The organism is Clostridium sp. MB05 (assembly GCF_046581255.1).
Classification (GTDB): Bacteria; Bacillota; Clostridia; order Clostridiales; family Clostridiaceae; genus Clostridium.
In genome coordinates, this window is the sequence record NZ_CP174370.1 from 3,739,594 (window position 1) to 3,765,652 (window position 26,059).

Sequence of the window (26,059 nt, forward strand, 5' to 3'; positions counted from 1 at the left end):
GATTTTATGAGAAAAGAGTATATAACATATCCACTAGATTCTCCAGTTAAAATATCCTATGCAAATATCAAAGAATACCCAATACATTGGCACAACTCAATCGAGATATTATATGTTCTAAAAGGAAGTATAAATGTAAATATAGATACAGACTCATTTGAAGTATTAGAAAAAGAACTTGAAATTATAAATGTTGATGAATCTCATAGAATCTATAGTAATGAGGATAACAAGGTTTTAATATTTCATATAGATCCTTACTTTTTCGAAAAATACTATAAAGATATAAATAATATATTCTTTTATACAAATTCCACTGATGATGGAGCTCAAGAGGGAGATGAATATGACTTACTTAGAAATTTTCTAGTGAAGCTTTTATGTGAATCAGTTCAAAAAATAGATGATTATGATAAAGAAATAGAATCTATTTTAGTTGATTTACTTTATCATCTTATAAATAATTTTCATTATCTTACTTATGAAAAAGAAGAGCTAAAAGAAAAAACAGAACAACTTGCTAGATATCATAGAATTTCTAAATATATATTTAATAATTATGATAGTAATATTACATTACAAGAAATAGCTAAAAAAGAATTTCTAAGTCCACACTATTTATCACATGAAATAAAATATGCTACTGGATACAGCTTTACTGACTTAGTTAATCTTACTAGAGTTGAAGAATCTGTAAAATTATTATTAGATAGTGATTTAAGTATTTCTGATATATCTGATGAAGTTGGGTTTTCTCATGTCAGATATTTAAATAAAAATTTTAAAAATTATTACGATTGTACTCCTCTTCAGTTTAGGAAAAAAAATAAATTGACCGATGCTGAACTTGAAGAAATTAAATCAATTGAAATGTTAAAATTAGAAGATGCTCTAGAATATCTTTCATATGAATTAGAAGATTATGAAAGATTTAATTATGAAAATAAACTTTGGAAAATTCATATAGATATGGATACAACCCTAAAAGACTTTGATAAAAGCTATAGTGAAGTAATAAACCTAGATGATGCTTTTGATTTATTGCTCGAAGATAACAAAGATATACTAGAAGAAATTCAAGAGGAGCTTCATTTTAGTTATGCAAGACTTGAAAATATGTTTAATAGTGATATGGGGGTTTTTCCTAAGGCTGATTTCTATAATTGGAATAAAGCAAAGAGTGTTATAGAATTTTTAGATTATATAGGTTTAAAGCCTATTATATTAATTGATAACTCTAATTTTACGTCTGATAAATATAAGCAAGTTTTAAATAGCTTTTTTGAATATTTCTCAGAAATAGACTATATTGATATATCTAAATTTAAATTTCAATTTACTCCTGCTATATCTTCAGATATAAAAACATCATTACAACCCTTCCTTATTGAGGATTGTAATTTAGATGTAATTGAAGATAACTTTATATGTACTAAAAATTTAAACAAAATTTATGATACAACTTATATGCTTCCCTATATAATTCATAATACCATCTTTAATAAAGACTCCTTAAGCTTTTTAAGAGCTTTTGATGTTTTAGAAAAAGAAATTAGTTTAACTAATGAAGTATTTATAGGTGCTCCAGGACTTGTTAATGACATGGGAATTAGAAAGCCTTCATATTATGCATATTATTTGCTTAGTAAGCTAGGCAATGAAATTGTTGCTATGGAAAACGGCTATATAGTTACAAAAAAAGATGATGAATACTGTATTTTACTTTATTCTTATACAGATGAAATAAATGAACTTCAAAAATATGATGATATATTTACTAAAAGAGGTAAAAGAAAAATATATAAAAGAAAATTTTCTTTAAATATTGAAAATATAAAAAAATCCTCTAGAATAATAACTTATGAAATTAGTGAAAAGGTTGGATCTTCTTATAATTACTGGCTATCTATGGGATCACCAGACAGGTTAAACAAGGAAGAAAAAGAAATTTTGCATAAGGCATCTTTCCCTAAAATAGATTTTAAGTACTCAAAGAAAAATACCATATTAAATATAATAACAGAACTTAGAGGATATGCAGCTAAGTTAATTTTAATAAAAAATATTAAATAAAGTACAAAGAAACCAAATTTCATGGTTTCTTTGTACTTTTTAAAATTATTTTTTTAAATTTTAATAACTTAAATGTACTTAAATATTAACACTTAAGTCAATTCTTTTATACTTATATTTCATTATAATTTAATTATAAGTATAACTTTCAAATTTTAGAAAGGATTGATTTTCAATGAGAGGCTTATTCTTTATGCCTGGTATTTTATCAAAGTATTCATTAATAAGTATTTTAACATCAATTTTTCATCCATATAAATAAATATTCTTAAATGTTAAAAAGGTAGTGCTACACTACCTTTTATTAATCTTTACTTACCTTCATAGCTAATGTAAAGTATTTTAATGAATCCTTTACTTCTCCTAGCTTATAATACATATCTGCCATATCCAAGTACCTTTTATATCTCTTTTCTTTATTACCAAATTTAAAAAGAGAATCTAAAGACAAGTTCATATACATCTCTGCTTGAACATATAAGCCTTTTTTTTGTAAAATCATTCCCTTTAAGTAATAAGCATCTTCTATTAAAACTATATCATCTGTATCAATAGCATAGTTTAAGGCTGTATCTGAAATTTCATAAGCATAATCATACTCTTCATTATTATATAGTGTTCTTATACACTTATTTAAAAACTTAACATATTTATTCTTATTATTAGATGGAAATAAACTTATTCCCTCTTTAATTTCTTGAATTGCTTTTTCTCTTTCATTTACATAAAAATAGCTCTCACTATTTTTTCCTTTTGCTATTGCCATAACCATTGAATCTTCTTTTTGATATTCATAAGCCATATTTATATACTTATCAGCATCTTTTTTCTTTAATCTTATGCTAACTATAGCAAAACAATGATATATGTCACCCTTTTCCATAGAATCAGTAACATAATCAATATATTTTACTGATTCTTTTAATGAAGTATATGCTTCTTCTAGAAATGCTAATTTTGCATAACACTTTCCTTCTTTATAGCAAATATAAGCGTACTTTATTTTATCAAAATCCTTAGAATCTTTTATAAAATCTTTTGTTCTACTATAATAATTTACAGCTTCATTGTACTCTTTTATGCTATAAAAAAATGTAGCCATATCTATATAATAAATTATTGTATTCTCTCGAGTATTGTTCTTTTGATATAAGTCATAATATTGTGATATTATTAGCTGTATATTTTCAACTTTATTATTTTCTACATAAAAATTAAATAGTCTATGTATAAGTTCAAAAGCTAAATCATTATAGGAATATTCTAATGCATACTTTAAATTATGATTTATTACATTATCTATTTCATCTTCTGATACTAAATTGTTTCTTATTAACTCAAGATTGCTAACTATCTGTTCCTCAACATCTCTAACTAAATAGTCATAATCAATTCCAAGCTTATTAGATATATAGTATAAAATCTCTTTATCAGCTTTTATCTTACCATTTTCAATGCAGCTCATCTTTGATATGGACACCTTATCTCCACATAATTCCTTTAAAGTTATCCCCTGATATATTCGTGCCCTCTTTATTTTCTCTCCAGTTGATAATATTTCCATTTAAAACCCCCGCTTGAATTAATTTTTAAGTATTCCTATTTCCTTAAAAATATTAACTCCCTCATCTAAATATTTAGCTGCTTCAAAATCTTTTTTATTATCTATATAGAATTTACCTATCATAATAGCTAATTGTCCAGCTTGATTATACAAATTATTTGCTTTAGCTAATTTATATGTATCTAATAAAATATACTCTGCTTCTTTAGACATTTCTTTTATAGTATAAATTCTGTACCATAATATATTTAAATCTATTAATCTTCCCATATCATCTTCTTCTAAGTAATAACTTATTTCTTCTAACACTTCTTCACACTTTGGAATGTTTTTTAATTTAATATAATTCTCACAGATATTTATTAATGTATCTATTATTTTAGTGTCTTTTCTTCTTATTCTAATTTCTTTGGAAATTTCATAATGCTTAAAAGATTCTTCTATATTTTCAAACTCATAAAATAGCTTTCCTAAATTGTTTTCTATTTCTGAAATATTGCTTAATTCTTCTAACTCTTTGTAAACTTCCAAAGTCTTTTGAGAATATTTTATAGCATTAGATAAGTCACCTTTTTTATTATACTCTTCTGATATTAATAGAAGTGTCTTAGCATATTCTTCTCTATTATGAACTTGTTCAAACTTACTTTTTGCTAAAAAAGAATAATCTATAGCCTTTCCTATATTCTCAGTCTTAAAATAGGATTTAGCCATATAGTAGTATATTTCACCAAGTAATGAATCATTTCCTATATTGTTATCTAAGTAGACCTTTTCAGCTTGTCTTAAATAACTACTTGCAGAATAGTATGCTTTTAAATGTAGTGTTATTTTTCCCAAATTTAAAAAAGTGTTTATTACTTCTTCATAGTTATTATTTTTAATGAATATTACATTTGATGATAAGAAAAATTGCTGAGCCAAAGTCAACTCATTCTTTTCCACATATATTTGAGCACGCAGATATAGGATCTTGGCTTTTCTATATTCTAAGTTATATTTTTCTACATAGTATAAAGCATTTTCTATATATTTTTCTCCTGTTATATAATCTCCTGATAGAATGTATGATTGAGCAATTTGTTCATAGTAAATACTAATCTTCTCAGCTTGAGTTTCTTCAGATTCCATTAAATACTCTACCGAAGTTTGCAATGCACCTGCCAAGTATTCTAATAAATCCATAGAAGGATTTGATCTACCTGATTCTACCAAACTTATCTGGCCGGGGGTAATCCTATCTCCAGCTAAATCCTTAAGAGTCATATCTAATTCTTTTCTTCTTCTCTTTATTTTTTCCCCTAATGCAAGAATTTCCATCAATACTCTTCCTTTTCATTCCTATATATTAATAATTTTCTTGTTTTTATTCAATTATATCATAATTTAACAAACTTAAATAGTTATTATTATAAATCACTCTATAAATTAGATGTTTTTCGTCAAATTATAAATTTTGCAATAATTTTTTTATTTTTTATTTATTAAACTTATTTAATTCATGGAATAAATTAAAAATATTGTAATTAAATCCACTTAAAATTGCAATATAACTTTAATATTAAAAGAAAAAAGAGCAGGATTTTCCTACTCTTTTAAATGTTTTATTTCATATAACCCATTATTGTGTCATATGCGTCTCCTGCCATATTCATAGCCCTTCTTCCAGCTCTTTTCATATTTCTTTGAGACTTTTTATCTAGTTGTGGTAAAATCATTGCACTTACTGCCACACCTAATACTGCTCCAGCAGCCATATTTCTCATCATTTTTGACATATAAATCACCTCTATAATTATTTTAAAGTTGATATAGTTATTATTAGTAATATTAATGTCTTTATCCATGAAATTTATGGAACTACTTTATAAGTGCTTCCTTTGCTAACTTATCTGCCATATCATTGTAAGTATTACCACTATGACCCTTTATCTTTTTAAATTTTACCTTCATATTTCTCATATTTTCCTTCATAAATTCATGATATGAAGCTGTTATCTTATTATTTCTTTTCCATGTGCCTAAAGCCCAACATTCAATACCTTGATAATCAAAAGCTATTGTTACTTCTTTAAAATTATTTTTATCTGCAAATTCTACAGCCTTCATAGCACCTAAAACTTCTCCAGAAACATTTCTTAATGGTATAGCTTCTTCGTCAAAGCCTACACCACTTTCTTTATGTATTACTTCTCCATCATTTATAGCTACTAATCCATAAGAAAAATTTCCCTTATCAAGCATAAAGCTTCCATCTACATATATAATAAGACCCTTTTCACTTAAAGTTTCTTCTTCTTTTCTAACTTCCTTGCTTCCGCTTCTTCCACTTGCCATTAAAGATAAAAACTCAATGGCTTCTTTTTCTGTTTTAAAACTTTTATATATGGCTCCTTTTTGTCCTATTACCTCTTTTTTGCATTCTTCCCAGCTTGTAAATATTTTAGGTACTTCCGATTTTCCTCTATAAACTGAATAGTACTTCAAAATTATCCTCCTTAAAACTAGATCTACTAATTTTACAACGACATTACTTCTTCTACAAAGTTATATACTTTCTCAACATTTCTTGCTCCAGTAAAGTTAGTTACATATTCTAGTATGTTTTTAATAACTAATATTATATCATTTTTTCCTTCCCAATTTTCTAATATTATATTAATTGGTACGTCAGCTACAATTCTATCTAAAGCGAAGAATGCTACTGCTATTTCATCAATTTTACCTATAAAAGGAATGTTGTCAGGTATAATATCTGTTGGAAATGCTACATATGCAACTGCACCTGATATTATCAGCTTAGTTTTTACTGATACTCTCTTATCCTTTAACAGTCTATATAACAAAGCTGTCATATCAGGTATTATAAATAGATAATCACTATATGTCTTTATTTTTTGAGGTAATTTATTTTCTAAATATTCTCTGCCGCTACTATAACAATCTTTGATTTTTTCTATATCTTCACTTATTTCTTCAACTACTTCTTCTACTTCTACAACTTCTATTTCTTCCTTCTTTATGCTTCCATCTAAGGAAATATTAATATTTGATACATCTACATTTAATATATCTTGTTTAATATGTATATCTGAAATATCTAAATCTACATATGGTACATTCTTTAATATACTTTTTAAGTTTATTACTACCTTACCAGCTTCATAATGAATACCTTTTTCTTCTAGTGATTTAAGTGCATATTTTAAGGCCATTTTTCTTACTAAAGAAAATATTTTCATTTTTGCTATTTTAAAGGATGACACTTCTCCATGTATAATTCCATTTTCTACTCTTTTAAGCTTTACTCCTGCAATAAATTCTAGGTTAAACCCTTTTTTGTAGTTTCCTTGTAATTTTATTTCTTCTCCAATTTCAATATTTGATAAATTTAACCCGTCTACTTTTACAAAATCATTTATTATACTAAGTAAATCATCTCCTGTTAACAAAACCTTAATTCCTGATATATTCATAATTACCTCCTATTATAAAAGTCGTTTATGCATTTAAATACATATCTAAGTTTGTACCAATTATATATAAGTACTTGTCCTTAATATATACATCAGTTATTGATGTGTTTGATATATTTGATTTATTGTAACTAATACTATCACTATTTATCTTTTCTAAATTAATAATTATATTGTTTCCTTTTATATTTAAATAATCTTCTCCAAGAAGCTTTATCATGGCTTTTAAAATTATATTACTGGCCTTTTTTAAAACTCCAAAGCTTGTTATATTTAATCTATCTAGTTCTAGTATTATTTTATTATGAACAAATTCTCTTATATATAGTGTACCATTAAAACTGCTATTTATTTTAGCATTTATTCTCCCTGAAAATTTTATTCCATTAGTTATTTCTATATGGGTTACCTCTATTCCTTTTTCTTTGCATTTTAAATTAACTATTTCAATAATATCTTCTGATGTTAACGCAGTTGAGTTAATCATTTTATAAAATCTCCCCTTGCTATATTACTTATTAAAGATATTAGTCTAATTAGTCAGTTATTTTACTTAAAGTATACTCCATTTATAATGAACTTAAAAGATTTATTTTGATTTTACAAATGAACCAATACTTACATTGGAAAATTATATGATTTTAAGTAGACTAAATATTTTAAAGTGTTACAATATTCTTGAAAATTCATCTTCTATTTAGGAGGTAATGATGAACAAACTAAAGAAAAATTTAATTTGGATACCAATAGCTACTGCAATTTTCTCTACTATATTTTTAGGATATACAAGCATTGCATCTAAAGCTAACCATAGTAAACAATATTCAAGCTTTTTAGAAGATATAACCCTTAATAATATTTCTAAAGTAGTAATTAATAATAATTCTAATTTAACTATATTTTTGAAAGATGGATCAAAGTATTCAACTAATAATCCTAATAGTCCTACGTTAAAAGAGGAGTTGTTAAAAAACAATATAGAAGTACTAGATACGAATGTAATGAGTCCTACTAAAACAATTTCTTCTAGCATTCTTTTAATATCAGTTATTGCAATAGTTTTTATTTCTCTAAAGAAAAAAAATCTTGGAGCATCAAGTATAACTAATTTAGATATTAAGGATTTTTCTGAAGACACTAATAATTTATTTAACTTTAATTCAGTTGCTGGCAATGAAGAAGCTAAAGAAAGCTTAATGGATATAGTTGATTTTCTTAAAAATCCTGAAAAATATAAAAATTACGGTGCAAGAATGCCTAAAGGTGTAATACTTTATGGTTCTCCAGGAACTGGTAAAACTTTACTAGCAAAAGCTGTTGCAGGTGAAGCAAATGTTCCATTTTATGCATTAAGTGGATCAGATTTTGTACAAGTTTACGTAGGGGTTGGTGCTGCTAGGATAAGAAATTTATTTAAAAAAGCAAAGTCTCAAGGTAAAGCTGTCATTTTCATAGATGAAATAGATGCAATAGGTAAAAAAAGAGGTGGCTCAAGTTCCTCTAGTGGAAATGATGAAAGAGATCAAACATTAAATGCTTTATTAACAGAAATGTCAGGCTTTAGTGAAAAGGAAGGTATAGTTGTTATTGCTGCAACTAATAGACTAGACACTCTTGACTCAGCTTTATTAAGACCCGGTAGATTTGATAGGCATATAGAAGTAGCCTTACCTGATATTAGTGCAAGAGAAAAAATAATTTCATTACACTTAGAAAATAAGCCACATGATAAACTGAACTTAAAGGATATTGCTAGAAAAACAGCTTATTTCTCTGGTGCAAAATTAGAAAATTTGATTAATGAAGCTGCAATAATTGCAGCAAAAGATAATTCAACATTATTAAGACAAGACCACATAAATAGAGCTTATTCAATTGTTCTTGCTGGTCATGAAAAAAAAGAAAGAAGTCATTATCTTGAAGAAGATAAGCTATTAACTTCTTATCATGAAGCTGGACATGCTCTTGTTTCTATATTCAAAACTCCAGAGGATAAAGTTTCAAAAATAACTATTATTCCAACTACTAAAGGAGCTGGCGGATACACATTAACTATTCCTAAAGATAGTTCTTACCAAAGGTTAGATTATCTTAAAAATAGAATTATGGTTCTTTTAGGAGGTAGAGCGGCTGAAGAAATCATATTTGGAGTTGATAAAATTTCAACTGGAGCTCAAGGTGACTTAAGCCAGACTACAGAAATAGCTATGTCTATGATCGCAGAGTATGGTATGGGTAAAACCTTAGGACTATTAAAACTTTCAAGCCTAGGTCCTCTTTCAAATAGTTATGGAAATCCAGTAGTTGAAGAATGTAGGGAACTAGTAAACTCTCTTTATGAAGAAACACTAGAATTGCTTAAATCTAATAAAAAAACTCTAAATAAATTAGCTATGAATCTTATAGAAGAAGAAACTCTTGATGAAGAAGAAATATACAAGCTTTTAATGATAGAAAAAATTAATCTATAAAATTCCTCTAAAAAAATCTACTGAAACATCAGTAGATTTTTTTACTATTCTTTATTATATATCAAATCTAAGTGTACTTGTGCAGGTAGCTTTTCTCTTAAAATATCAGTAACTTTCTCATAATCACTCTTTTTAAAACGGAAGGCTTGCTCCATAAAGCCACCAAATAATTTAACCTTTATATCTTTTCCATAAATCACCGAAACTTTTTGAATTTCACTCCATAGTATACACGGTTTATACCTGTACATTGATGTAAAACCATTCAAGGTAATCCCCTGTTTAATCCACATACTTATAAACATAAAAATACCTAATACTCCTATTATATAGTGAATCCAAGTCCTTGCATAAAAATATGTAATACCTATAAAAATAAATATACCTAGTACTACAATAGATATTTCAGTAAAGCTTTTTCTTGTCCTTACTAATAATTTCTTTATATATCTAAATTGATCAAGGGTTATAACAATAAAAATTAAAGGAATAATAACATCTATAATACTCATAATAATTTCCTTTCATAGATAATTGATTTTATTTTTTCAATAAATTCATTTTTTTCTTCTTCACTGTTAAATACATTAATAGGAATTATTAAGTTTCTTTCATAGCCTATTTTTTTTGTAGCTATTATTATTATATATTTATCAAGTACATCTAATACAATACCTTTATTTAATTTTATTTCTAAACTATCATTATCATATTTTACAATAATTGATTCATTATCTATGCTTAAAGTTTTTTCATTAGAAAAATATTTGTTCTTATTAAACATTTTAATTGCTTGTTTTTTTGCAACATTTCTTTTAAATTTAGGTTCTAATTTAAATATCATATATATTACTATTATTGTCATTACTACAGAATTAGTAAAAAAATATAGACTAGTATTTTCTACATTTGAATAATATATTCCACTAAAAAAAGGTATTGCAACTAGAAGAAATTTCTCTATATATAAAGATCCTTTTAAGAACTTCTCACTAAAGTAATTACAGAAAATTTCAACGTCTTCAATAGTATTTTTATATTTAATTTCCATAATATCAACTCCTATGTTCTGCATATAATAATTAAAAATTTTTTATAATATCGATTTAGTTAAAAGCTGCTTTAACTAATAATACAAAAACATCACCTTTAATAATTTAAATAGCTAGTCTTAAATTAAAATTATGCATTGCTTAAAATACTTTGTTTTTATATAACTTTACCCATAACTTAATTAGAATTGATAAAATTAATGTTATGGCTAAACCCAAAATCATTTTAGCTACAATGCTATTAACTTTAACCAAAAGTATAATAAATAATATGCTTAAACAAACATAAAAAAGTGTAATAATGCCTAAAATAATTTTTCTAATTACAATATTAACTTTTTGACTGGAAATCACCTCAAAACAGCCTTCAATCAATATAGTAAATAAAAACTCAAATATTATCTCCATGAAAACTCCTTTTTAGAATATAACTCCCTTCTCAATCAATTGCAATTATTCATTAATCTAAGTTATTTTATATACAAATTATACCATGTAACATAGTTAATTCTTATAATTTCTCTAACTTAAAATTTTACACTAAAATAAAAAATTAATATTTTAATCCATTTAAGAGCTATTATTTTTTTAATATTTTAATATCATGTATTTTTGTTTACTCTGAATAAACTTATATAAAAAAGCTATAATTTCACGTATATCAATACAGAATTATAGCTTTTAATTTTTTAGCATACTAATTTTAAATTATAGATTAATGTCTAAAATTAAATTTAAATAAAATATATTAGAGTTAAACAAACTTATCCTTGTTTGAAAATTTAATTAGATAATTAGGCTATTCGAAACTGTCTACTAATTACATATTAAAATCAGCTTAATTATTTTCTAAACTGCTACTTATTTACTTTCTTCTGGATAAGGAACAATATAAGCTTCTTTTAATCCATTCTTATTTAATTTCATTAATTCTACTTCTGCCTCTTCATAATCCTGATAATATCCTATACAAATTCTCCAGCCTTCTCTTGTAGGAGTTTTAGGTTTTTTTGGTGGAGCATCTAGTAAAACCTTATCAACCATAGCTAAACAAGCTTTGGCTACCATGTACCCGTATTTAATACTACTAAAGTTTTTTTCTATGTCTTCATTAGATATAAATTCAGCTTCTATAATAACTGCTGGCATACTTGTCTCTCTTAAAACAGTATAGCTAGCTTCTTTTATTCCTCTATCATTAGATTTTAGATTTGCAAGTAGCTCATCTTTTATAAATTTTGCTAATTCTTCTGATTTATGGCCTTTTTCGAATATTACTATTTCACTTCCCTTTACTGACTCTTCAACAAAGGAATTCATGTGGAAGCTAATAAAGTAATCTGCATTCCAATTATTAGCTATACTTGCTCTATCTTTTGAATCTACCGTTACATCTGATGCTCTAGTCAGTAATATTATTTCTCCGTTTCTTTCTAATAATCTTTTTGCTTCATACACTGCTTCTAAAACTACGTCTGCTTCTCTTCTACCATGTTTACCTATTGCCCCTGGGTCATTGCCACCATGTCCTGCATCTAGTACCCACTTTGCCACTTCCATCCCTCCTGTTCTTTATATATAAATATGCAGATATATAAATATACAATTATTATATTGATTCTTAATTTAGTATACTGAAGATATTTAAACTTGGTTACAAAATTAATTTTTATATCTGTTGTTTTTACAAATATAAAAAAGTACTAGCTATTTACGACAATAAATTTTTTTAGTTATATCATCTTAATAAATAGTAATTTTTTTTATAATTAATTACTTAGATTCATTCATTTAGTTTAAGAAAAAATTTTTCTTAATAGAAATATTGTTAATAGCACAAGACAAACAAAACTTCTTTCTGGGAGCTCACTAATCCCAAAAAGAAATATCATTATTCAATAAAATAACAATTTCATATAATCTACTTTTATTGTATAAGTTCAATTCCTTAATACAACATGTAATACAAATTATATAAACTCTAAAACTGAAAAAAGAACCTCTATAATATATTAAATAGAATACATTATAGAGGTCTCATTATTAAATTACACTATATTTTTTTACTTTTTCTTGAAGTTAGTCTTAATCCAGCGATTAAAAACAATGCCCCTAAAACATAATATAAAATGTAACCTTCTTCACCAGTCTTTGGCAATAAAGGTGCTTCTTCTTCAATTTTATCTTGCTGTACTGTGCCTTGTGATACTTTTTGTGGCACTGTGTTTTGTGGCGCTGTACTTTGTGATATAGTTACTTTTTTTGGAGAATAGAAGTATATTACTTCTACTGTTCCATCTATATACTTACCTTTTTCATTACTTGGTACTGCAACCAGCTCATATCCATCAATATCTTTTGCTGTTGTGAAATATTCTGTTCCTACTAAACCCTTATCTCCTATTTGTAACGCAAGTTCTTTGTTTGTTCTCTGCTCCAAGTATTTTACTACTAGATTTCCTAACCTTTCAGCTGGCTCTAACGGTGTCCATGGTATTGTTTTTGCATAATAATATATTACTTCTACTGTTCCATCTATATATTGTCCTGTTGTATTTGATGGTGTGCTTACTAAAGTATATCCATCTATTACTTCTGCTTTTGTTGTATAATCTGTTCCTACTTTTTCCTTACCTGTAACATCTGGTGCAAGTTCCTTGTTTGTTCCCTGCTCCAAGTATTTTACTACTAGATTTCCTAACCTTTCAGCTGGCTCTAACGGTGTCCATGGTATTGTTTTTGCATAATAATATATTACTTCTACTGTTCCATCTACATACTTTCCTGTTTCATTTGATGGTGTACTTACTAATGTATATCCATCTATTGCTTCTGCTATTGTTGTATAATCTGTTCCTACTTTTTCCTTGCCTGTAACCTCTGGTGCAAGCTCCTTGTTTGTTCCTTGCTCCAAGTATTTTACTACTAGATTTCCTAGTTTTTCTTTATATCCAAAATTTACATCATGATTCTGTGTATTAGCATCAAGCTGAATTATTGTTGAATTATCTAAAACCTTGTCCAAATCATAAGTTTGAATCAAATTATTAGGTAATGTACTTTCATCAACTTTCACTTGATAACTTCCTGAATGTAATTCGTTAAAGCTATAATAACCTTCACTATTCGTTACAGTAGATGCTATCTTATTACCTTGTTGATCTAAAAGATTTACTGTTACATTAGGAATTCCTAATTCACCTGAATCCTTTACTCCATTACCATTTGCATCATTCCATACATAGTCGCCTATAGAACTTGAAACCACTGTTATAGGAACATCATTAGAATATACAATAGCATTTACATTTGAAACTCTACCACTAAAATTATTTGTGTATATATCTCCACCCTTATTATTAGCTGGAGCTAATTTAACTGTAACTTCTTTTGCTCCATCAGTAGAAGTAAGAGTATTTGCATGAATTTTTATAGCTGTAATGTTTTTACCTGTAGCTACCTCAGGTGTATATGGTATCCATGTATTTGTATTCAATGAAGGATCTCTATTTATACTACTTTGAGGATCTGTTGTAAAATAAAAAGTTTCTCCATTAGTTCCTGAAAGTTCTTTAATTGTATATCCGCCGTTAAAATTACTTGCAGGAGTTCTTGTATCTCCATTATAAGGAAGTATATCTATGAGGTTAAAATCACTAAATGCTTCTTCCTTAAACACTGCATATTTTAAGGTGTATGTTAAATCATCACCTAATTCAACAGTAGGTTCAGGTGTAAATTTACCTATACCCCAAGCACTTAAATTTACAATATTTAATCCATACTTAGAAGTCCTAAATGCTTCTGCACTGCTGTCTAATGGTGTACTAATAACCGTTTTATTCTCTAAAACCGTTGCATTTTTAACATTAAAATCAACAATGGTTTTATATAATATTGGTTCAATAGGTGCATTTATATTAACATTTATTAAAGTCCATTGAATAGTTGTGGTTCCATCTTGATTTTTAACTACGCTGTCTGGTTCTAAACTACCGCTTCCTTGAATATACGTAAGCCCCTTTGGCAATGTATCTGTTACAGTAACATTATCTACTGTAGTAACATTTGTATATCTAGAATCTGTAGTTAATGTAGGAGTTATCTTAAAAGTAACTTCCTTATTAACTTCAGAAGTCTTAATTCCAGATGGCTCTGTATCTTTTTGTATTCTAGATAATACTTCTGTTATAAATACCCTATCCCCTAAATTTCTGTTATGATTTATTGGGTCATAATTCGACATTTGCCAGTTTCCACTATTTACTTCGTCAGCTCTAACAGCCATAACTGAAGGTATTACCGTATTAATCGGATTATTTAAAGCTGCAACATTTACTCCAAACATAATATTATCAGCACCTACAGGTAGGCTTTTTCCTGGCTTTGTAATAAGCCTAACCTTATTTATAGGTCCACTTCCTGAATCTAAAGCTTCTGTAGTGCTATTATACCAAGTTGCATCTTTAGCATTGTCATTTTGTTGTATATCAAAATTATCATAGGTACCTGTTCCATATTGTACTTGTAGAATATCATCTAATCCAGGGGTACCTTTAAGTACATATGCAACACCTGGTTTACCTTGCAAATCAGTAACCTTAAGCCTGCTTGGATCTATCTTAATAAGCATTTCATAATTATTTAATGGAATATTTCCCCCATTACCGCTTGTTGCAGTCAATCCAAATACCTGCCCCGGATACACTACTCCATCACCTGATAAAATATCCATTTGAGTAGGTAAATTCCTATACTCATCTGCACTTATGGTGTACATAAGATAATTTGCAGAAAAATTTCCTGTTCCCTCTGGTGCTCTATACACATTAAATTTAATCACATTATTATCTAAAGGTTCTGGCTGCCCCCCATAATTTTGAGTTCCACTTACTCCAGTTAAAGATAAATTTGTATATTTGTTAATTACATCGGTATAACCTACAGGAATATCATTGTAATCAACCCAAAGTGATATATATCCTGCAAATATATATTTTTTATCTGCTGAAATAGCCGTACCATTTGCATTTTTTGTTGGGAAATATCTCCCTTCTTGATCTATATTGCTAATACTTATGTCTACATTTGCTCCTGGTGAAGATTGAGTAGCTGATATTGTTGGTGTTCCTGATACTGAAAATTCATCGTACTGAGTAGTAGCAGTTCTCCCATTTGGTAAAGATACTAGGCATCTACCATCTCCATTAACTCCAACCGCTGGTTTACCATCAAAGTTATACAATCTTGCATTTGGTAATCCAAAATTACTCAAATCATCTGTAAAAGTTATTGTACCTGGTACAGCCTCCCCACCTTTTCCATCACCAATCGTAAGTCCAATAGCAAAGGTATAAACTTTTCCTTTTTCTCCGTTAGGCCCAAGTGCATCAAAGCTTCCATCTGTCTGTTTACTTAAGTCAACCTTCGGTAGTGCCGATACTGTAGCTGTATACGGTTGTGTAGTTTTTACATTCGCATTATCAGCACTAATTGATGCTGATAATGAAAATGCCTCTCCATTTCCTGCAGTGGTTAAAACTTTTGCAGTAGGTGAAAATGTATAAGCATTTCCCGCTGTCACATTACCAATATTATAAGTTAAAGTTCTTCCACCATCTGAAATAATAAGCCCTGGATACATAGTAGTTAACTTATCTTCCCATACAGCGACAGTTTTTCCTTCAGCATTAAGTGGTATTGTACTTGTTATAACAGTATTGCTTGCCACTCCTCCTGCTGGATTTACTGAATAGTGAATCTCATAAGTAATTATGTCCATTGTTCGAACATAATTATCATTATCACTATAATCATCTCCAGGATGTAGCCCCGGTCCCATGCCCATAGTATTGAACGGCGCAGTTCCTGTAATAGCTTTTTTTAGGTTAATTTCTAAATTTACATTTTCATTGGCCGATACACTCTTTAAGTTTAAACCCTGAACAAGTATATTCATAAAAAAAGCTAATAGAACAAATAAATTAATTTTTTTAATCATAGTAATATCCTCTCTTTATAATACTTACTACCTTTCAAAATAAATTTTTTTAATAAAAAAAAGCCCATAACAAAAACTATTTCAATTTTTGTTATGGGCTTTATAAATTGCAACTTCAAAATTGTTTTAAAAAGCTAGTCCATAAAATATTAAATTTTAAATTTCAATTATAATTTATATAAAAAAACAGCTTATAAAAATATATCTATTTTTCCTTAGCAATACAAATTATAATTTTAAACTTTAATTCTATGTTTTGATTATATCAAAGAGATAATATTTTGTAAATACTTTTTTCTAAAATTTATTATATAATTAAAATTTGCTATATAAAAAAATTTAATATTAAATATAATTCTATTTAATTTTTTTAAATAATCTTTAGAAACATGCTTATGTTATAGTAAAATAAACCAAAAGACTATAAAAGGGGCTGTCGCGCAAAGAAATTTAACTACAATATAGTGTATAAGCTATTTTATTAAATAGCAATATATTGTGTTTGTATCTTTTAGTGTGACAGCTTCTTTTATATACTGAATATTATTAGTATTTAACTATTTTTACTATTTAATATTAAAATTAATTTTTTCGTATTTTTCATATGGATAAATTTCGACTTTATCCATCACCACTTTTCTACCAATTAATTTTTCTAATTCATTTTCAATAAGTAATTTCGTATTCTCATATATAACTTTTCTAATAATTTCAACGTCTTTACTATGTCTTCCTGCATTAAGTAAACTTTCTTCAATTAATGTTAAATTTTCTTTTGAAACAATTTCTATTACTTTTCCTTTTATAAAAACCTGTATCGTTTTAGATCCTTTTCCAGTGACACTTTTTAAATATTTGGAATATATATTCCTTATATCTAGCTCCAACTTATCTTTGTTTTCCTTTGAAACAATAAACTCCTCATTTATTATAAGAACACCGTGATTCTCCTCTAATAATTGAACTGAAATACTTAATAATGTTTCCAATAGGATATTCAAGTCTATTGGTTTTACTAAATATTTATCTATTTTTAAATCTATACTCTTTAAAATAGTTTGTGAATCATATAATGCTGAAGTTATTATGACAGGACATTTAACTTTATTTTCTCTTATTTTTGACATCATTTCAATTCCACTCATATCTGGAAGAGCTAAATCTGTTATAATTATATCTGGATCAAATTCAGAGAATTTTTTTATGCCATCATTTCCATCCACAGCCAATATAACTTTTCCTGCTTGTTGTTTCAAATACCTTGAAACATAATCTCTTGTAATTGGCTCATCCTCAACATATAAAATTTTTAATGAAGATAATATATTAGAATTATTCATTACATTCCTCCTAGTATAATTTAAAGTTTTGCTAAGTTATATTAACATTGAACTCTAAATATAATAAAATATAATAGATTTGACAGAATCTAAATACTTTCCTTTGAAATTATAATAACAATATAAAAGTAAAATATATCCATTATTATTATTATAAATTGTATAAGTTTAAAGAAAATGGCAATTTAAAATTATAATTTATATAACTCAACTTTCACACATCAATATTAAGGCAAAAGCTTGTACTTTTAATAAATAAAATAAAAAAACATCAACTTTGGGATAATAAAATTTCGAAAAGCATAACACTAAAAAGATTATTTATTATTAATTTTATTATATCAAATAATGATAATGCTAGAAAGTTTAATTTAGCAATATCTCTTCTTCAATACAATACTTATGATCCAATAATCTCACGTACATTAATAGTATTTACTATGCATATAGTGATACTACCTTAATAAAAGGAAAAGCTACTTTGAAATCTTTATATATTTCAAAGTAGCTTTTTAACTAAATTAATTTTTCTTTTATTTCATTATAAGCATGGTTTAAAAATTCATCAATATTTATATCATCTCCAGAGCCCTGCGCTAGAAACCTATTTCCCCCACCTTTTCCATTTATAAATTTAATTGATTTTTTTAATAAATCACCCATATTTACAAAATCCATATTTTTAGAAGCTCCAAATAATACATTTATCTTATTATGATTTTTAACTGCAATTAAACTAATTACATTATCTTTATCATTTAATTTATTAAGAAGCTTTCTAACATAATTAATATCTCTTTCTTCATATATTTTCTTTAAAATTATGATTTCTCCATGTTTATTAGAATTCAAAAGTAGCTCATCCATTTCATATTGCATAAGCTCTTCATCTATTTTCTTTTTTTCTTTTATTAAATCTTCTATATTATTTTTTAAATTTTTTATGCTATTTAATGCTTCTTCTTCACTACTACTTAAATAAAAACAAATATCTCTTAATATTTTATCTTTACTCAAAGAATCTTTAATTGCTCTTTCTCCTGATAAAAATTCTATTCTAGTGTTACCTTTATTTTTTTCATATTTTTTAATTTTTATCATTCTTAAATCTAATGTTTTGGCAGGATGTACTCCACAGCAAGCATTAATATCAAGCTCTCCTATTTTAACTACTCTTATTTCATCTTCAGTATTTGGTAAATCTCTTCTTAAGTTTAGATTTTTTAATTCATTAGCTTCAGGTGTCATAAATTCAACTAATATATTTTGCCTTATGATATCATTTGCCATTTCTTCTGCTTTTCTTATTTGATCTTCATTTAAATAACCAACAATATCTACTGTGCTAATTTCCCTTCCTAAATGAACACTTACTGTATTTGCATTAAATAATTTAAAGAAACAACCAGAAAGTACATGCTGAGCAAAATGTTGATGCATACCATCTTCTCTTCTATTCCAATCTATTTTTCCCTTAATACATCTTTTATTAATAATTTCTTCTGAAAGAACATGATAAACTATTCCTTTTTCTTCATAGACATCAATTACAGTTTTTCCATCTATCTCTCCTAAATCACAGGATTGACCTCCACCTCCTGGAAAAAATGCTGTTTTATCTAGCGCTACATGATACTTATTATCTGTATTTTTTATAGATATAATCTCTGCTTCAAACTCCTTTATATATTGATTTTTATAATATAACTTCTCCATACTATCTCACCTATCCATTCTTTTCTTCAACAATAAAACATATCCCTTTTGATATATTTGCTATTATATCATAAAAGGATTAAATCAATTCTTCATACAAATTAAAGAGTGAGTAGTAAGGTTCTATCAAAACATTACTACTCACTCTTATCCCTTTAATACCTAACCATTAATAGTTGAATATGGAATTTAGAAAGTTGGAATTACTGTTCCATTATATTTTTCTTCTATAAATTTCTTAACTTTATCTGATGTTAAAGCTTTTGTTAAAGCTTTAATTTTTTCACTATTTTCATTCCCCTTCTTAACAGCTAATATGTTTCTATAAACCTTTGCTGCTTCTGCATCTTTATCTTCTATTGCTAATGAATCCTTAGATGGATTTAATCCTGCCTCTATAGCATAGTTACCATTTATAACAGCTAAATCTACTTCTTCTAATACTCTTGGTAGTTGAGCTGCCTCTAATTCATCAAATTTCAAGTTTTTACTATTTTCTGTTATGTCCTTAGGCGTTACTAATTCGCCTTCTTTAAGTTTAATTAGTCCTTGTTTTTCTAATAGTCTTAATGCTCTTGCTTCATTTGATGGATCATTTGGAATTGCAACTCTAGCCCCATCTTTTATTTCATTTATACCTTTAACTTTTTTAGAGTATGCTGCTATTGGTTCTAAATGAACTTCTGCTGTATAAGTCAAATCTAGCTTTTTACTTTCATTTGTCTCATTTAAGTATGCAATATGTTGAAAATAGTTCGCATCTAATTCCCCTTCCGCTAAGGCTGTATTTGGCGTTACATAATCTGTAAATTCTACTATTTTTAATGTGTACCCCTCTTCTTTAAGATCTGGTACAATTTGTTCTACTATTTCCTTATGAGGAACCGGTGTAACCCCTATTGTTATTGTTTTATCTTCAGCTGCTGAGCCTGTTTCTTTTCCCTTACTTCCACAACCTACTAAGCTTATTACTAAAGCCCCTGTTAATAATAATGTTAATATTGATTTTCTTTTCATATTGAAAGCCCCCTTTTTAATGTACAATTGACATTTAAAATTAGACAATTTAAATTTCTTTAATTTTTATTTAATTAAATTTATTCTCCTATATCAATTGCTTTTATTTTTATATTTTAATTATTTTTATAACTTTATTATGATAGTTTTTTATATAAGTAATTTCCTAAAGATTGCAACACCTGTACAATTATTATTAAAATTAAAACTGTTACAATCATTACATCTGTCTGATATCTTTGATAACCATATCTTATGGCAAGATCCCCAAGTCCGCCACCACCTACGCTTCCTGCCATAGCTGAATAGCCTATTATACTAATTACAGTTAAAGTTAATCCAGAAATTATTGATGGAACAGCTTCTTTAAGCATAACCTTAAATATTAGCTGAGTATTTGATGCTCCAAAAGATTTTGCTGCTTCTACTACACCTGGATCTACTTCTTTTAAGGCAGATTCTATTATTCTTGCTACAAATGGAGCAGCTGCTATAGTTAAAGGGACTATTGCACCTTGTATTCCTGTTGATTTTCCTACTATTAACCTAGTTAAAGGTACCATAAACACCATTAATATTATAAATGGAAAACTTCTTAGGATATTTATTATAGTGTCTAATATTTTGTAAATAAACTTATTTGGCTTTAATCCATTTGGCTCTGTAACTATTAAGATTATTGCTGGTACAAATCCTAATATTATTGAAAATACAGTTGAGAAAAATACCATTATAATTGTTTGCCCCAGAGCCTTTAATAATATATCTGACATTAGCTAAGCACCTCCAATATTACATTTTTCTTTTCTAAATAATTTATTACCCTTTCCTTATCTTCCTCTTCTATGTTTATTACTAAACTTCCAAGTACATCATCTCTAAACTTTTCTAATTTGCCCCAAACTATTGAAAAGTCTATATTTAACTCTCTTGACATTCTCGTGATAAGCGCATTTTCTGATGATGTACTTGGAAAAAATAATTTTATGTTTATCCCTATCGCTGGTAGTAGTTCTTCATCCTGTTCACCTAAAAACTTCTTAAGCGATACTCCTGGTTTTAAGAATAAGTCTTCTGAATTGCCTTGTACTTTTAAAATGCCCCCTTCTATTAATGCAACTTTTTCACAAACCTCTTTAACTACTTCCATTTGGTGGGTAACAATAACTATTGTAATTCCTAACTCTTTATTTATCTTTGAAAGAAGTTCTAATATATCCTTTGTAATCTTAGGATCTAATGCTGATGTAGCCTCATCACAAAGTAGAATTTTAGGCTCTAATGCTAAAGCTCGTGCTATAGCCACTCTTTGCTTTTGACCTCCACTTAAATTAGATGGTTTTGCATCTGCTTTTTCTGAAAGTCCAACTAACTTTAAAAGTTCAGTTACTCTATTATATATTTTTTCTTTTCTAAACTTTTTGTAACTACAAAAACTTTCTCCTTTTCTCTTGCATTTTTCTTTGTATTCCTTATATTCCTCTTCATAACCCCAAACTTCTAGTGGTAATGCTACATTTTCAAATACATTTTTTCTATTTAATAAATTGAACCCTTGAAATATCATACCAAGATCTTTTCTAAATTCCCTAAGCTCAATTCCACTTAAATCTTTAACCTCTTTACCCATTACTGTAAGAGATCCATCTTCATAACTTTCTAGCCCATTTATACATCTTAATAAAGTTGATTTCCCTGCCCCACTATGTCCTATAATTCCATACACTTGTCCTTCTTCTATCTTAAGCGAAACATTCTTTATAACTTCTACTTTGTCAAAGCTTTTACTTAAGTTATTAATTTCTATCACAATTGATTCCCCCTTTAAAGAAACTTAAAGTAAAACAAAAAACGCACTAGAGAATAAATCTCTAGTGCGTATAATTACTCACATACTAATTTATTCTCTCATCTATCAGCTTAAAGCTGCAGGATTTAGCACCAAATTTAATAGAATATAGTTTTAGTCCAACATTAATTAGACTTATCTTATAATCCTATTACAGGTTGCTGGGTTTCACAGGGCCAGTCCCTCCACCACTCTTGATAAGAAACGTAATCAAAATATTTAATTTTTATATTGATATTAATATACGATTATTAATTATATTTGTCAACAACATTTTAAAATTTATTTTTATAAATTTTAAAACATTATTACTTCTTTATCTATTTTTATAAGCTCTGCATCTGTATTTTCTTCTATAAAATTTATTATATTTTCCATAGTAGAATCTACTTGAGCATTAGTTGCACATATTCCTGAAATTCCAATTACAATACTTTGATGAATATCTTGATCGCTTATCTCACTTACAGAAATATTGAATTTATTTTTTAACTTTTGAGTTATACTTCTAACCACCATTCTCTTTTCTTTTAAAGAGTGTACCCAACTTGCTCTTAAATTTATACTCATTACTAGGACTCTCATTTTAAATCACCTCTTTAAATATTATGTACCTTAATATTATTATAAATAAAGCTCATAGAGAATATTCTCCATGAGCTTTATTTATAACTTTTATCGGGGATTTATTTATAATTTAATTAAATTATCTACCATATAATCTAGTTAATTCAAATATTTCCTCTGCTAATTTATCGTTTAAATCTTTTTTTGAAGCTCTCCAAGTCCAATTGCCACCTAATGTAGAAGGTAAATTCATTCTAGCTTCATTACCTAATCCTAAAAAATCTTGCATCGTGGTTATTGCTAAATAAGCTTGACTTCCCCAAACTCCTCTTATTAATCCTCTTGCTATTCCTTCCTCATAAGTTAAATTTAAATATTTTTTAGCTTTTTCTATTTCATTTTTACTTCCAGTTAAATTATACCACCCATAATTTGTATCATTATCGTGTGTACCTGTGTAAGCCACACAATTAACAGGATAATTATGTGGTAAGTCTACACTATCTTCTCCGCCAAATCCAAACTGTAAAATTTTCATTCCAGGAAATCCTGTTTTATCTCTAAGCTCTATTACGTCATCTGTCATCATTCCCAAATCTTCTGCTATTATATTCACGTCTCCAAGATTATCTTTTATAGCATTAAATAATTTAATTCCAGGCCCTTTTGTCCATTGCCCAAATTCTGCTGTTTTGTTTCCATATGGTATTTCCCAATATGCTTCAAACCCTCTAAAATGGTCTATTCTTACTACATCATATAATTTAAAACTTTCTCTAACTCTATCAATCCACCAACCATATCCATCTCTATCTAAATTATCCCAGTTATAAATAGGATTTCCCCATAGTTGGCCAGTAGCTGAAAAAGTATCCGGAGGACAACCTGCAACAGTTATTGGAATCATATTTTCATCGACTTTAAAATACTTAGGATTGCTCCAAATATCTGCACTATCTTCTGCAACATATATTGGAATATCTCCTATTATTTTTATTCCATTTTCATTAGCATATTTCTTCAAACTATGCCATTGTTTAAAGAACATATATTGTACAAATACCCAATAATCAATTTCATCTTTTAACATTTTTTTATAATAATTTATGGCTTCATCTTTTCTTAATCTTATATCATCATCCCACTTTTGCCAACTAACTAAGTTAAAATGATTTTTCACAGCCATATATAGAGAATAATCATTTAACCAAAACTTATTTTTTTCTTTGAAATCCTCTATATCATTATTAAATTTATTCTTTGAATTATGGTATGCTTTTTTTAGTACTTTATTTTTATTTACAAATAACTTAGCATAATCTACACAATTTTCATCTAATCCATAATCTAAATTAGAATAATCTTCTTCTTCTAATAACCCCTCTTCTTCTAATATTTCGAAATCTATAAAATATGGATTACCTGCAAATGCTGAAAAGCATTGATATGGTGAATCACCATAACTAGTTTGTCCTAAAGGTAGTATCTGCCAATATTTTTGTCCACTTTTCTTTAAAAAATCTACGAAGTCAAAGGCTTCCATTCCAAATGTCCCTATTCCATATTTTCCTGGTAGTGATGAAATATGCATTAATATGCCACTACTTCTTTCCATAAATTTTACCTCATTTCTCATAAAGCCTATTCTATATTATAATTACTACGTTTATGAAGGTTATTTGATAATAGACTTATTACTTTCATAAGAGATTTTTTATAAATATTCGTGAGAGTTTTAAATAATTCATTTTAAATCTATATTATTTATATTAACCAACTCATAACATCAAAGATATTACTATTATGAGTTGGCTAAATATTTCTATTTATTCATATTAAAGTTAGTTGATTCCCTTTGCACAAGCTCAGTATTAAGTATTATGTGCTTGTTATCTGTTTTATTTGCTATTAGGTCTAACAATAGATCAACACTTATTTTTGCCATCTCTACTTTAGGTTGTACAACTGTTGTAATTGTAGGATTATAGAATTCACTAATATCCATCCCATCAAACCCCATTATTGAAATATCTTTACCTACTTCTAAGCCATTATCTTTTATAGCTTTTGCACACCCTACAGCCATTATGTCTGATATAGCAAATATAGCTGTTATATCTTTATTATATTTTAATAAGCTATTAGTTTCTTCGTATGCTCCTCTGTAATCATAACGTCCTAAAAGTCTATAACCTTCATTGAACTTAATATTATTTTCATCTAATGCTTTTAAATAACCAGCTTCTCTTAGATATCCAATTCCAAAGTCATTTTCATCACCTAGCATTATAGCTATGCTCTTATGTCCAAACTCTATTAGATATCTAGTAGCAGAATAAGCTGCCTCCTCATTGTCTATAGATACTGAAGAAAAATTTGAAAACTCTTTTCCATATTTATGATTTATAGAAGTTAATACTACAGGTACATCAATATCATTAAAATCATCATTTTTTACTTCTGTAAAGTTTCCACCCAAACAAATCACACCCTGTAATCTCTTTTCCTTTATCATAGATATTAGGTTATTCATTTCATCATCACTTAAGTAATCATGATGCTCTAATATCATTGAATACCCTGCCTTAGAAATCTTTTTACTTATATAATCTAACATTTCTGAAAAGAATGGATTAAAGACTCCTTTTATTAAGACCCCAATGTTATTTGTATTATTTTTTTTAAGATTTCTTGCACTATTGTTCGGTATATAATTATTTTCTCTTATTACTTCTAATACTCTTTCTCTAGTTTGTTCCTTTACATCTGGATGATCATTAATTACTCTTGATACTGTACTAACCCCTACCCCTGCTATTCTTGCAATATCTCTTATGTTTATCATAACTCCCTCCAAGTTTCGATAAAGTATTCGATATAAACTTCATTATTATTCAATTTTTTGTACCATAACACTTAAGTTAAGATTACTT

20 protein-coding genes and 1 riboswitch are annotated in these 26,059 nt (G+C 27.3%); of the genes, 2 read left to right on the forward strand and 18 right to left on the reverse strand.

The window, feature by feature from the left end; translation table 11 throughout:
* The first annotated feature begins 6 nt into the window (after positions 1–6).
* Positions 7–2,073, forward strand: a complete 2,067-nt coding sequence (locus tag ACH36K_RS17580) for a helix-turn-helix domain-containing protein (protein ID WP_411168884.1) — start codon at positions 7–9, stop codon at positions 2,071–2,073.
* 304 nt (positions 2,074–2,377) lie between these two features.
* Here ACH36K_RS17580 and ACH36K_RS17585 read toward each other — a convergent pair whose 3' ends face one another.
* The 6 genes from ACH36K_RS17585 to ACH36K_RS17610 form a co-directional block, all read right to left on the reverse strand.
* The gene (locus ACH36K_RS17585) at positions 2,378–3,637 is read right to left on the reverse strand and encodes a helix-turn-helix domain-containing protein (RefSeq protein ID WP_411168885.1); all 1,260 of its coding nucleotides are present in this window, start codon (positions 3,635–3,637) and stop codon (positions 2,378–2,380) included.
* 18 nt (positions 3,638–3,655) lie between these two features.
* Complete coding sequence (locus tag ACH36K_RS17590) at positions 3,656–4,957, reverse strand: helix-turn-helix domain-containing protein (RefSeq protein ID WP_411168886.1); 1,302 nt, start codon at positions 4,955–4,957, stop codon at positions 3,656–3,658.
* Positions 4,958–5,241: 284 nt separating this feature from the next.
* Positions 5,242–5,415 carry a YtxH domain-containing protein gene (locus ACH36K_RS17595; protein WP_411168887.1) on the reverse strand — a complete coding sequence of 58 codons (174 nt, stop codon included), beginning with the start codon at positions 5,413–5,415 and terminating at the stop codon, positions 5,242–5,244.
* 82 nt (positions 5,416–5,497) lie between these two features.
* Complete coding sequence (locus ACH36K_RS17600) at positions 5,498–6,124, reverse strand: viroplasmin family protein (RefSeq protein ID WP_411168888.1); 627 nt, start codon at positions 6,122–6,124, stop codon at positions 5,498–5,500.
* Between the two features lie 32 nt (positions 6,125–6,156).
* A complete protein-coding gene (locus ACH36K_RS17605) occupies positions 6,157–7,113 on the reverse strand; it encodes a YkvA family protein (RefSeq protein WP_411168889.1) in 957 nt (318 codons plus the stop codon).
* A 25-nt stretch (positions 7,114–7,138) separates the two neighbouring features.
* Complete coding sequence (locus tag ACH36K_RS17610) at positions 7,139–7,600, reverse strand: hypothetical protein (RefSeq protein ID WP_411168890.1); 462 nt, start codon at positions 7,598–7,600, stop codon at positions 7,139–7,141.
* 223 nt (positions 7,601–7,823) lie between these two features.
* Between ACH36K_RS17610 and ACH36K_RS17615 the strand changes: the two genes are divergently transcribed.
* Positions 7,824–9,584, forward strand: a complete 1,761-nt coding sequence (locus tag ACH36K_RS17615) for an ATP-dependent metallopeptidase FtsH/Yme1/Tma family protein (protein ID WP_411168891.1) — start codon at positions 7,824–7,826, stop codon at positions 9,582–9,584.
* 44 nt (positions 9,585–9,628) lie between these two features.
* Here the strand turns inward: ACH36K_RS17615 and ACH36K_RS17620 are convergent, their stop codons facing one another.
* The 12 genes from ACH36K_RS17620 to ACH36K_RS17675 form a co-directional block, all read right to left on the reverse strand.
* On the reverse strand, positions 9,629–10,096 hold the full coding sequence (locus ACH36K_RS17620) for a hypothetical protein (protein ID WP_411168892.1): 468 nt from the start codon (positions 10,094–10,096) through the stop codon (positions 9,629–9,631).
* Positions 10,093–10,635: a hypothetical protein gene (locus tag ACH36K_RS17625; RefSeq protein WP_411168893.1), complete on the reverse strand. Its 543-nt coding sequence runs from the start codon at positions 10,633–10,635 to the stop codon at positions 10,093–10,095. The genes ACH36K_RS17620 and ACH36K_RS17625 overlap by 4 nt, the downstream gene beginning before the upstream one ends.
* Before the next feature lie 862 nt (positions 10,636–11,497).
* Positions 11,498–12,196 (reverse strand): N-acetylmuramoyl-L-alanine amidase family protein, encoded by a 699-nt coding sequence (locus ACH36K_RS17630; protein ID WP_411168894.1) that lies wholly within the window; start codon positions 12,194–12,196, stop codon positions 11,498–11,500.
* A 493-nt stretch (positions 12,197–12,689) separates the two neighbouring features.
* Positions 12,690–16,637 carry a MucBP domain-containing protein gene (locus ACH36K_RS17635; RefSeq protein ID WP_411168895.1) on the reverse strand — a complete coding sequence of 1,316 codons (3,948 nt, stop codon included), beginning with the start codon at positions 16,635–16,637 and terminating at the stop codon, positions 12,690–12,692.
* Positions 16,638–17,203: 566 nt separating this feature from the next.
* On the reverse strand, positions 17,204–17,977 hold the full coding sequence (locus ACH36K_RS17640; RefSeq protein ID WP_411168896.1) for a Na-translocating system protein MpsC family protein: 774 nt from the start codon (positions 17,975–17,977) through the stop codon (positions 17,204–17,206).
* A 516-nt stretch (positions 17,978–18,493) separates the two neighbouring features.
* Positions 18,494–19,693, reverse strand: coding sequence for an alanyl-tRNA editing protein (locus ACH36K_RS17645; protein WP_411168897.1), 1,200 nt, complete (start codon positions 19,691–19,693; stop codon positions 18,494–18,496).
* A 189-nt stretch (positions 19,694–19,882) separates the two neighbouring features.
* Positions 19,883–20,710, reverse strand: a complete 828-nt coding sequence (locus ACH36K_RS17650; protein ID WP_411168898.1) for a MetQ/NlpA family ABC transporter substrate-binding protein — start codon at positions 20,708–20,710, stop codon at positions 19,883–19,885.
* A gap of 137 nt (positions 20,711–20,847) precedes the next feature.
* Complete coding sequence (locus tag ACH36K_RS17655) at positions 20,848–21,483, reverse strand: methionine ABC transporter permease (protein WP_411168899.1); 636 nt, start codon at positions 21,481–21,483, stop codon at positions 20,848–20,850.
* Positions 21,483–22,520, reverse strand: coding sequence for a methionine ABC transporter ATP-binding protein (locus ACH36K_RS17660; RefSeq protein WP_411168900.1), 1,038 nt, complete (start codon positions 22,518–22,520; stop codon positions 21,483–21,485). The genes ACH36K_RS17655 and ACH36K_RS17660 overlap by 1 nt, the downstream gene beginning before the upstream one ends.
* 95 nt (positions 22,521–22,615) lie before the next feature.
* A riboswitch (SAM riboswitch) is annotated at positions 22,616–22,763 on the reverse strand.
* A 93-nt stretch (positions 22,764–22,856) separates the two neighbouring features.
* Positions 22,857–23,144, reverse strand: a complete 288-nt coding sequence (locus tag ACH36K_RS17665) for a DUF503 domain-containing protein (protein ID WP_411168901.1) — start codon at positions 23,142–23,144, stop codon at positions 22,857–22,859.
* A 121-nt stretch (positions 23,145–23,265) separates the two neighbouring features.
* Positions 23,266–24,741 (reverse strand): 4-alpha-glucanotransferase, encoded by a 1,476-nt coding sequence (gene malQ, locus ACH36K_RS17670; protein ID WP_411168902.1) that lies wholly within the window; start codon positions 24,739–24,741, stop codon positions 23,266–23,268.
* A 207-nt stretch (positions 24,742–24,948) separates the two neighbouring features.
* The gene (locus ACH36K_RS17675) at positions 24,949–25,968 is read right to left on the reverse strand and encodes a LacI family DNA-binding transcriptional regulator (protein ID WP_411170727.1); all 1,020 of its coding nucleotides are present in this window, start codon (positions 25,966–25,968) and stop codon (positions 24,949–24,951) included.
* Positions 25,969–26,059: the final 91 nt, after the last annotated feature.

What these genes read in the sequence shown, in the direction of transcription:
- ACH36K_RS17580 (WP_411168884.1), top strand. Translation starts at nt 7, where the DNA reads ATGAGAAAAGAGTATATAACATATCCACTAGATTCTCCAGTTAAAATA.
- ACH36K_RS17585 (WP_411168885.1), bottom strand. Translation starts at nt 3,637, where the DNA reads ATGGAAATATTATCAACTGGAGAGAAAATAAAGAGGGCACGAATATAT.
- ACH36K_RS17590 (WP_411168886.1), bottom strand. Translation starts at nt 4,957, where the DNA reads ATGGAAATTCTTGCATTAGGGGAAAAAATAAAGAGAAGAAGAAAAGAA.
- ACH36K_RS17595 (WP_411168887.1), bottom strand. Translation starts at nt 5,415, where the DNA reads ATGTCAAAAATGATGAGAAATATGGCTGCTGGAGCAGTATTAGGTGTG.
- ACH36K_RS17605 (WP_411168889.1), bottom strand. Translation starts at nt 7,113, where the DNA reads ATGAATATATCAGGAATTAAGGTTTTGTTAACAGGAGATGATTTACTT.
- ACH36K_RS17610 (WP_411168890.1), bottom strand. Translation starts at nt 7,600, where the DNA reads ATGATTAACTCAACTGCGTTAACATCAGAAGATATTATTGAAATAGTT.
- ACH36K_RS17615 (WP_411168891.1), top strand. Translation starts at nt 7,824, where the DNA reads ATGAACAAACTAAAGAAAAATTTAATTTGGATACCAATAGCTACTGCA.
- ACH36K_RS17620 (WP_411168892.1), bottom strand. Translation starts at nt 10,096, where the DNA reads ATGAGTATTATAGATGTTATTATTCCTTTAATTTTTATTGTTATAACC.
- ACH36K_RS17625 (WP_411168893.1), bottom strand. Translation starts at nt 10,635, where the DNA reads ATGGAAATTAAATATAAAAATACTATTGAAGACGTTGAAATTTTCTGT.
- ACH36K_RS17630 (WP_411168894.1), bottom strand. Translation starts at nt 12,196, where the DNA reads ATGGAAGTGGCAAAGTGGGTACTAGATGCAGGACATGGTGGCAATGAC.
- ACH36K_RS17635 (WP_411168895.1), bottom strand. Translation starts at nt 16,637, where the DNA reads ATGATTAAAAAAATTAATTTATTTGTTCTATTAGCTTTTTTTATGAAT.
- ACH36K_RS17640 (WP_411168896.1), bottom strand. Translation starts at nt 17,977, where the DNA reads ATGAATAATTCTAATATATTATCTTCATTAAAAATTTTATATGTTGAG.
- ACH36K_RS17645 (WP_411168897.1), bottom strand. Translation starts at nt 19,693, where the DNA reads ATGGAGAAGTTATATTATAAAAATCAATATATAAAGGAGTTTGAAGCA.
- ACH36K_RS17650 (WP_411168898.1), bottom strand. Translation starts at nt 20,710, where the DNA reads ATGAAAAGAAAATCAATATTAACATTATTATTAACAGGGGCTTTAGTA.
- ACH36K_RS17655 (WP_411168899.1), bottom strand. Translation starts at nt 21,483, where the DNA reads ATGTCAGATATATTATTAAAGGCTCTGGGGCAAACAATTATAATGGTA.
- ACH36K_RS17665 (WP_411168901.1), bottom strand. Translation starts at nt 23,144, where the DNA reads ATGAGAGTCCTAGTAATGAGTATAAATTTAAGAGCAAGTTGGGTACAC.
- malQ (WP_411168902.1), bottom strand. Translation starts at nt 24,741, where the DNA reads ATGGAAAGAAGTAGTGGCATATTAATGCATATTTCATCACTACCAGGA.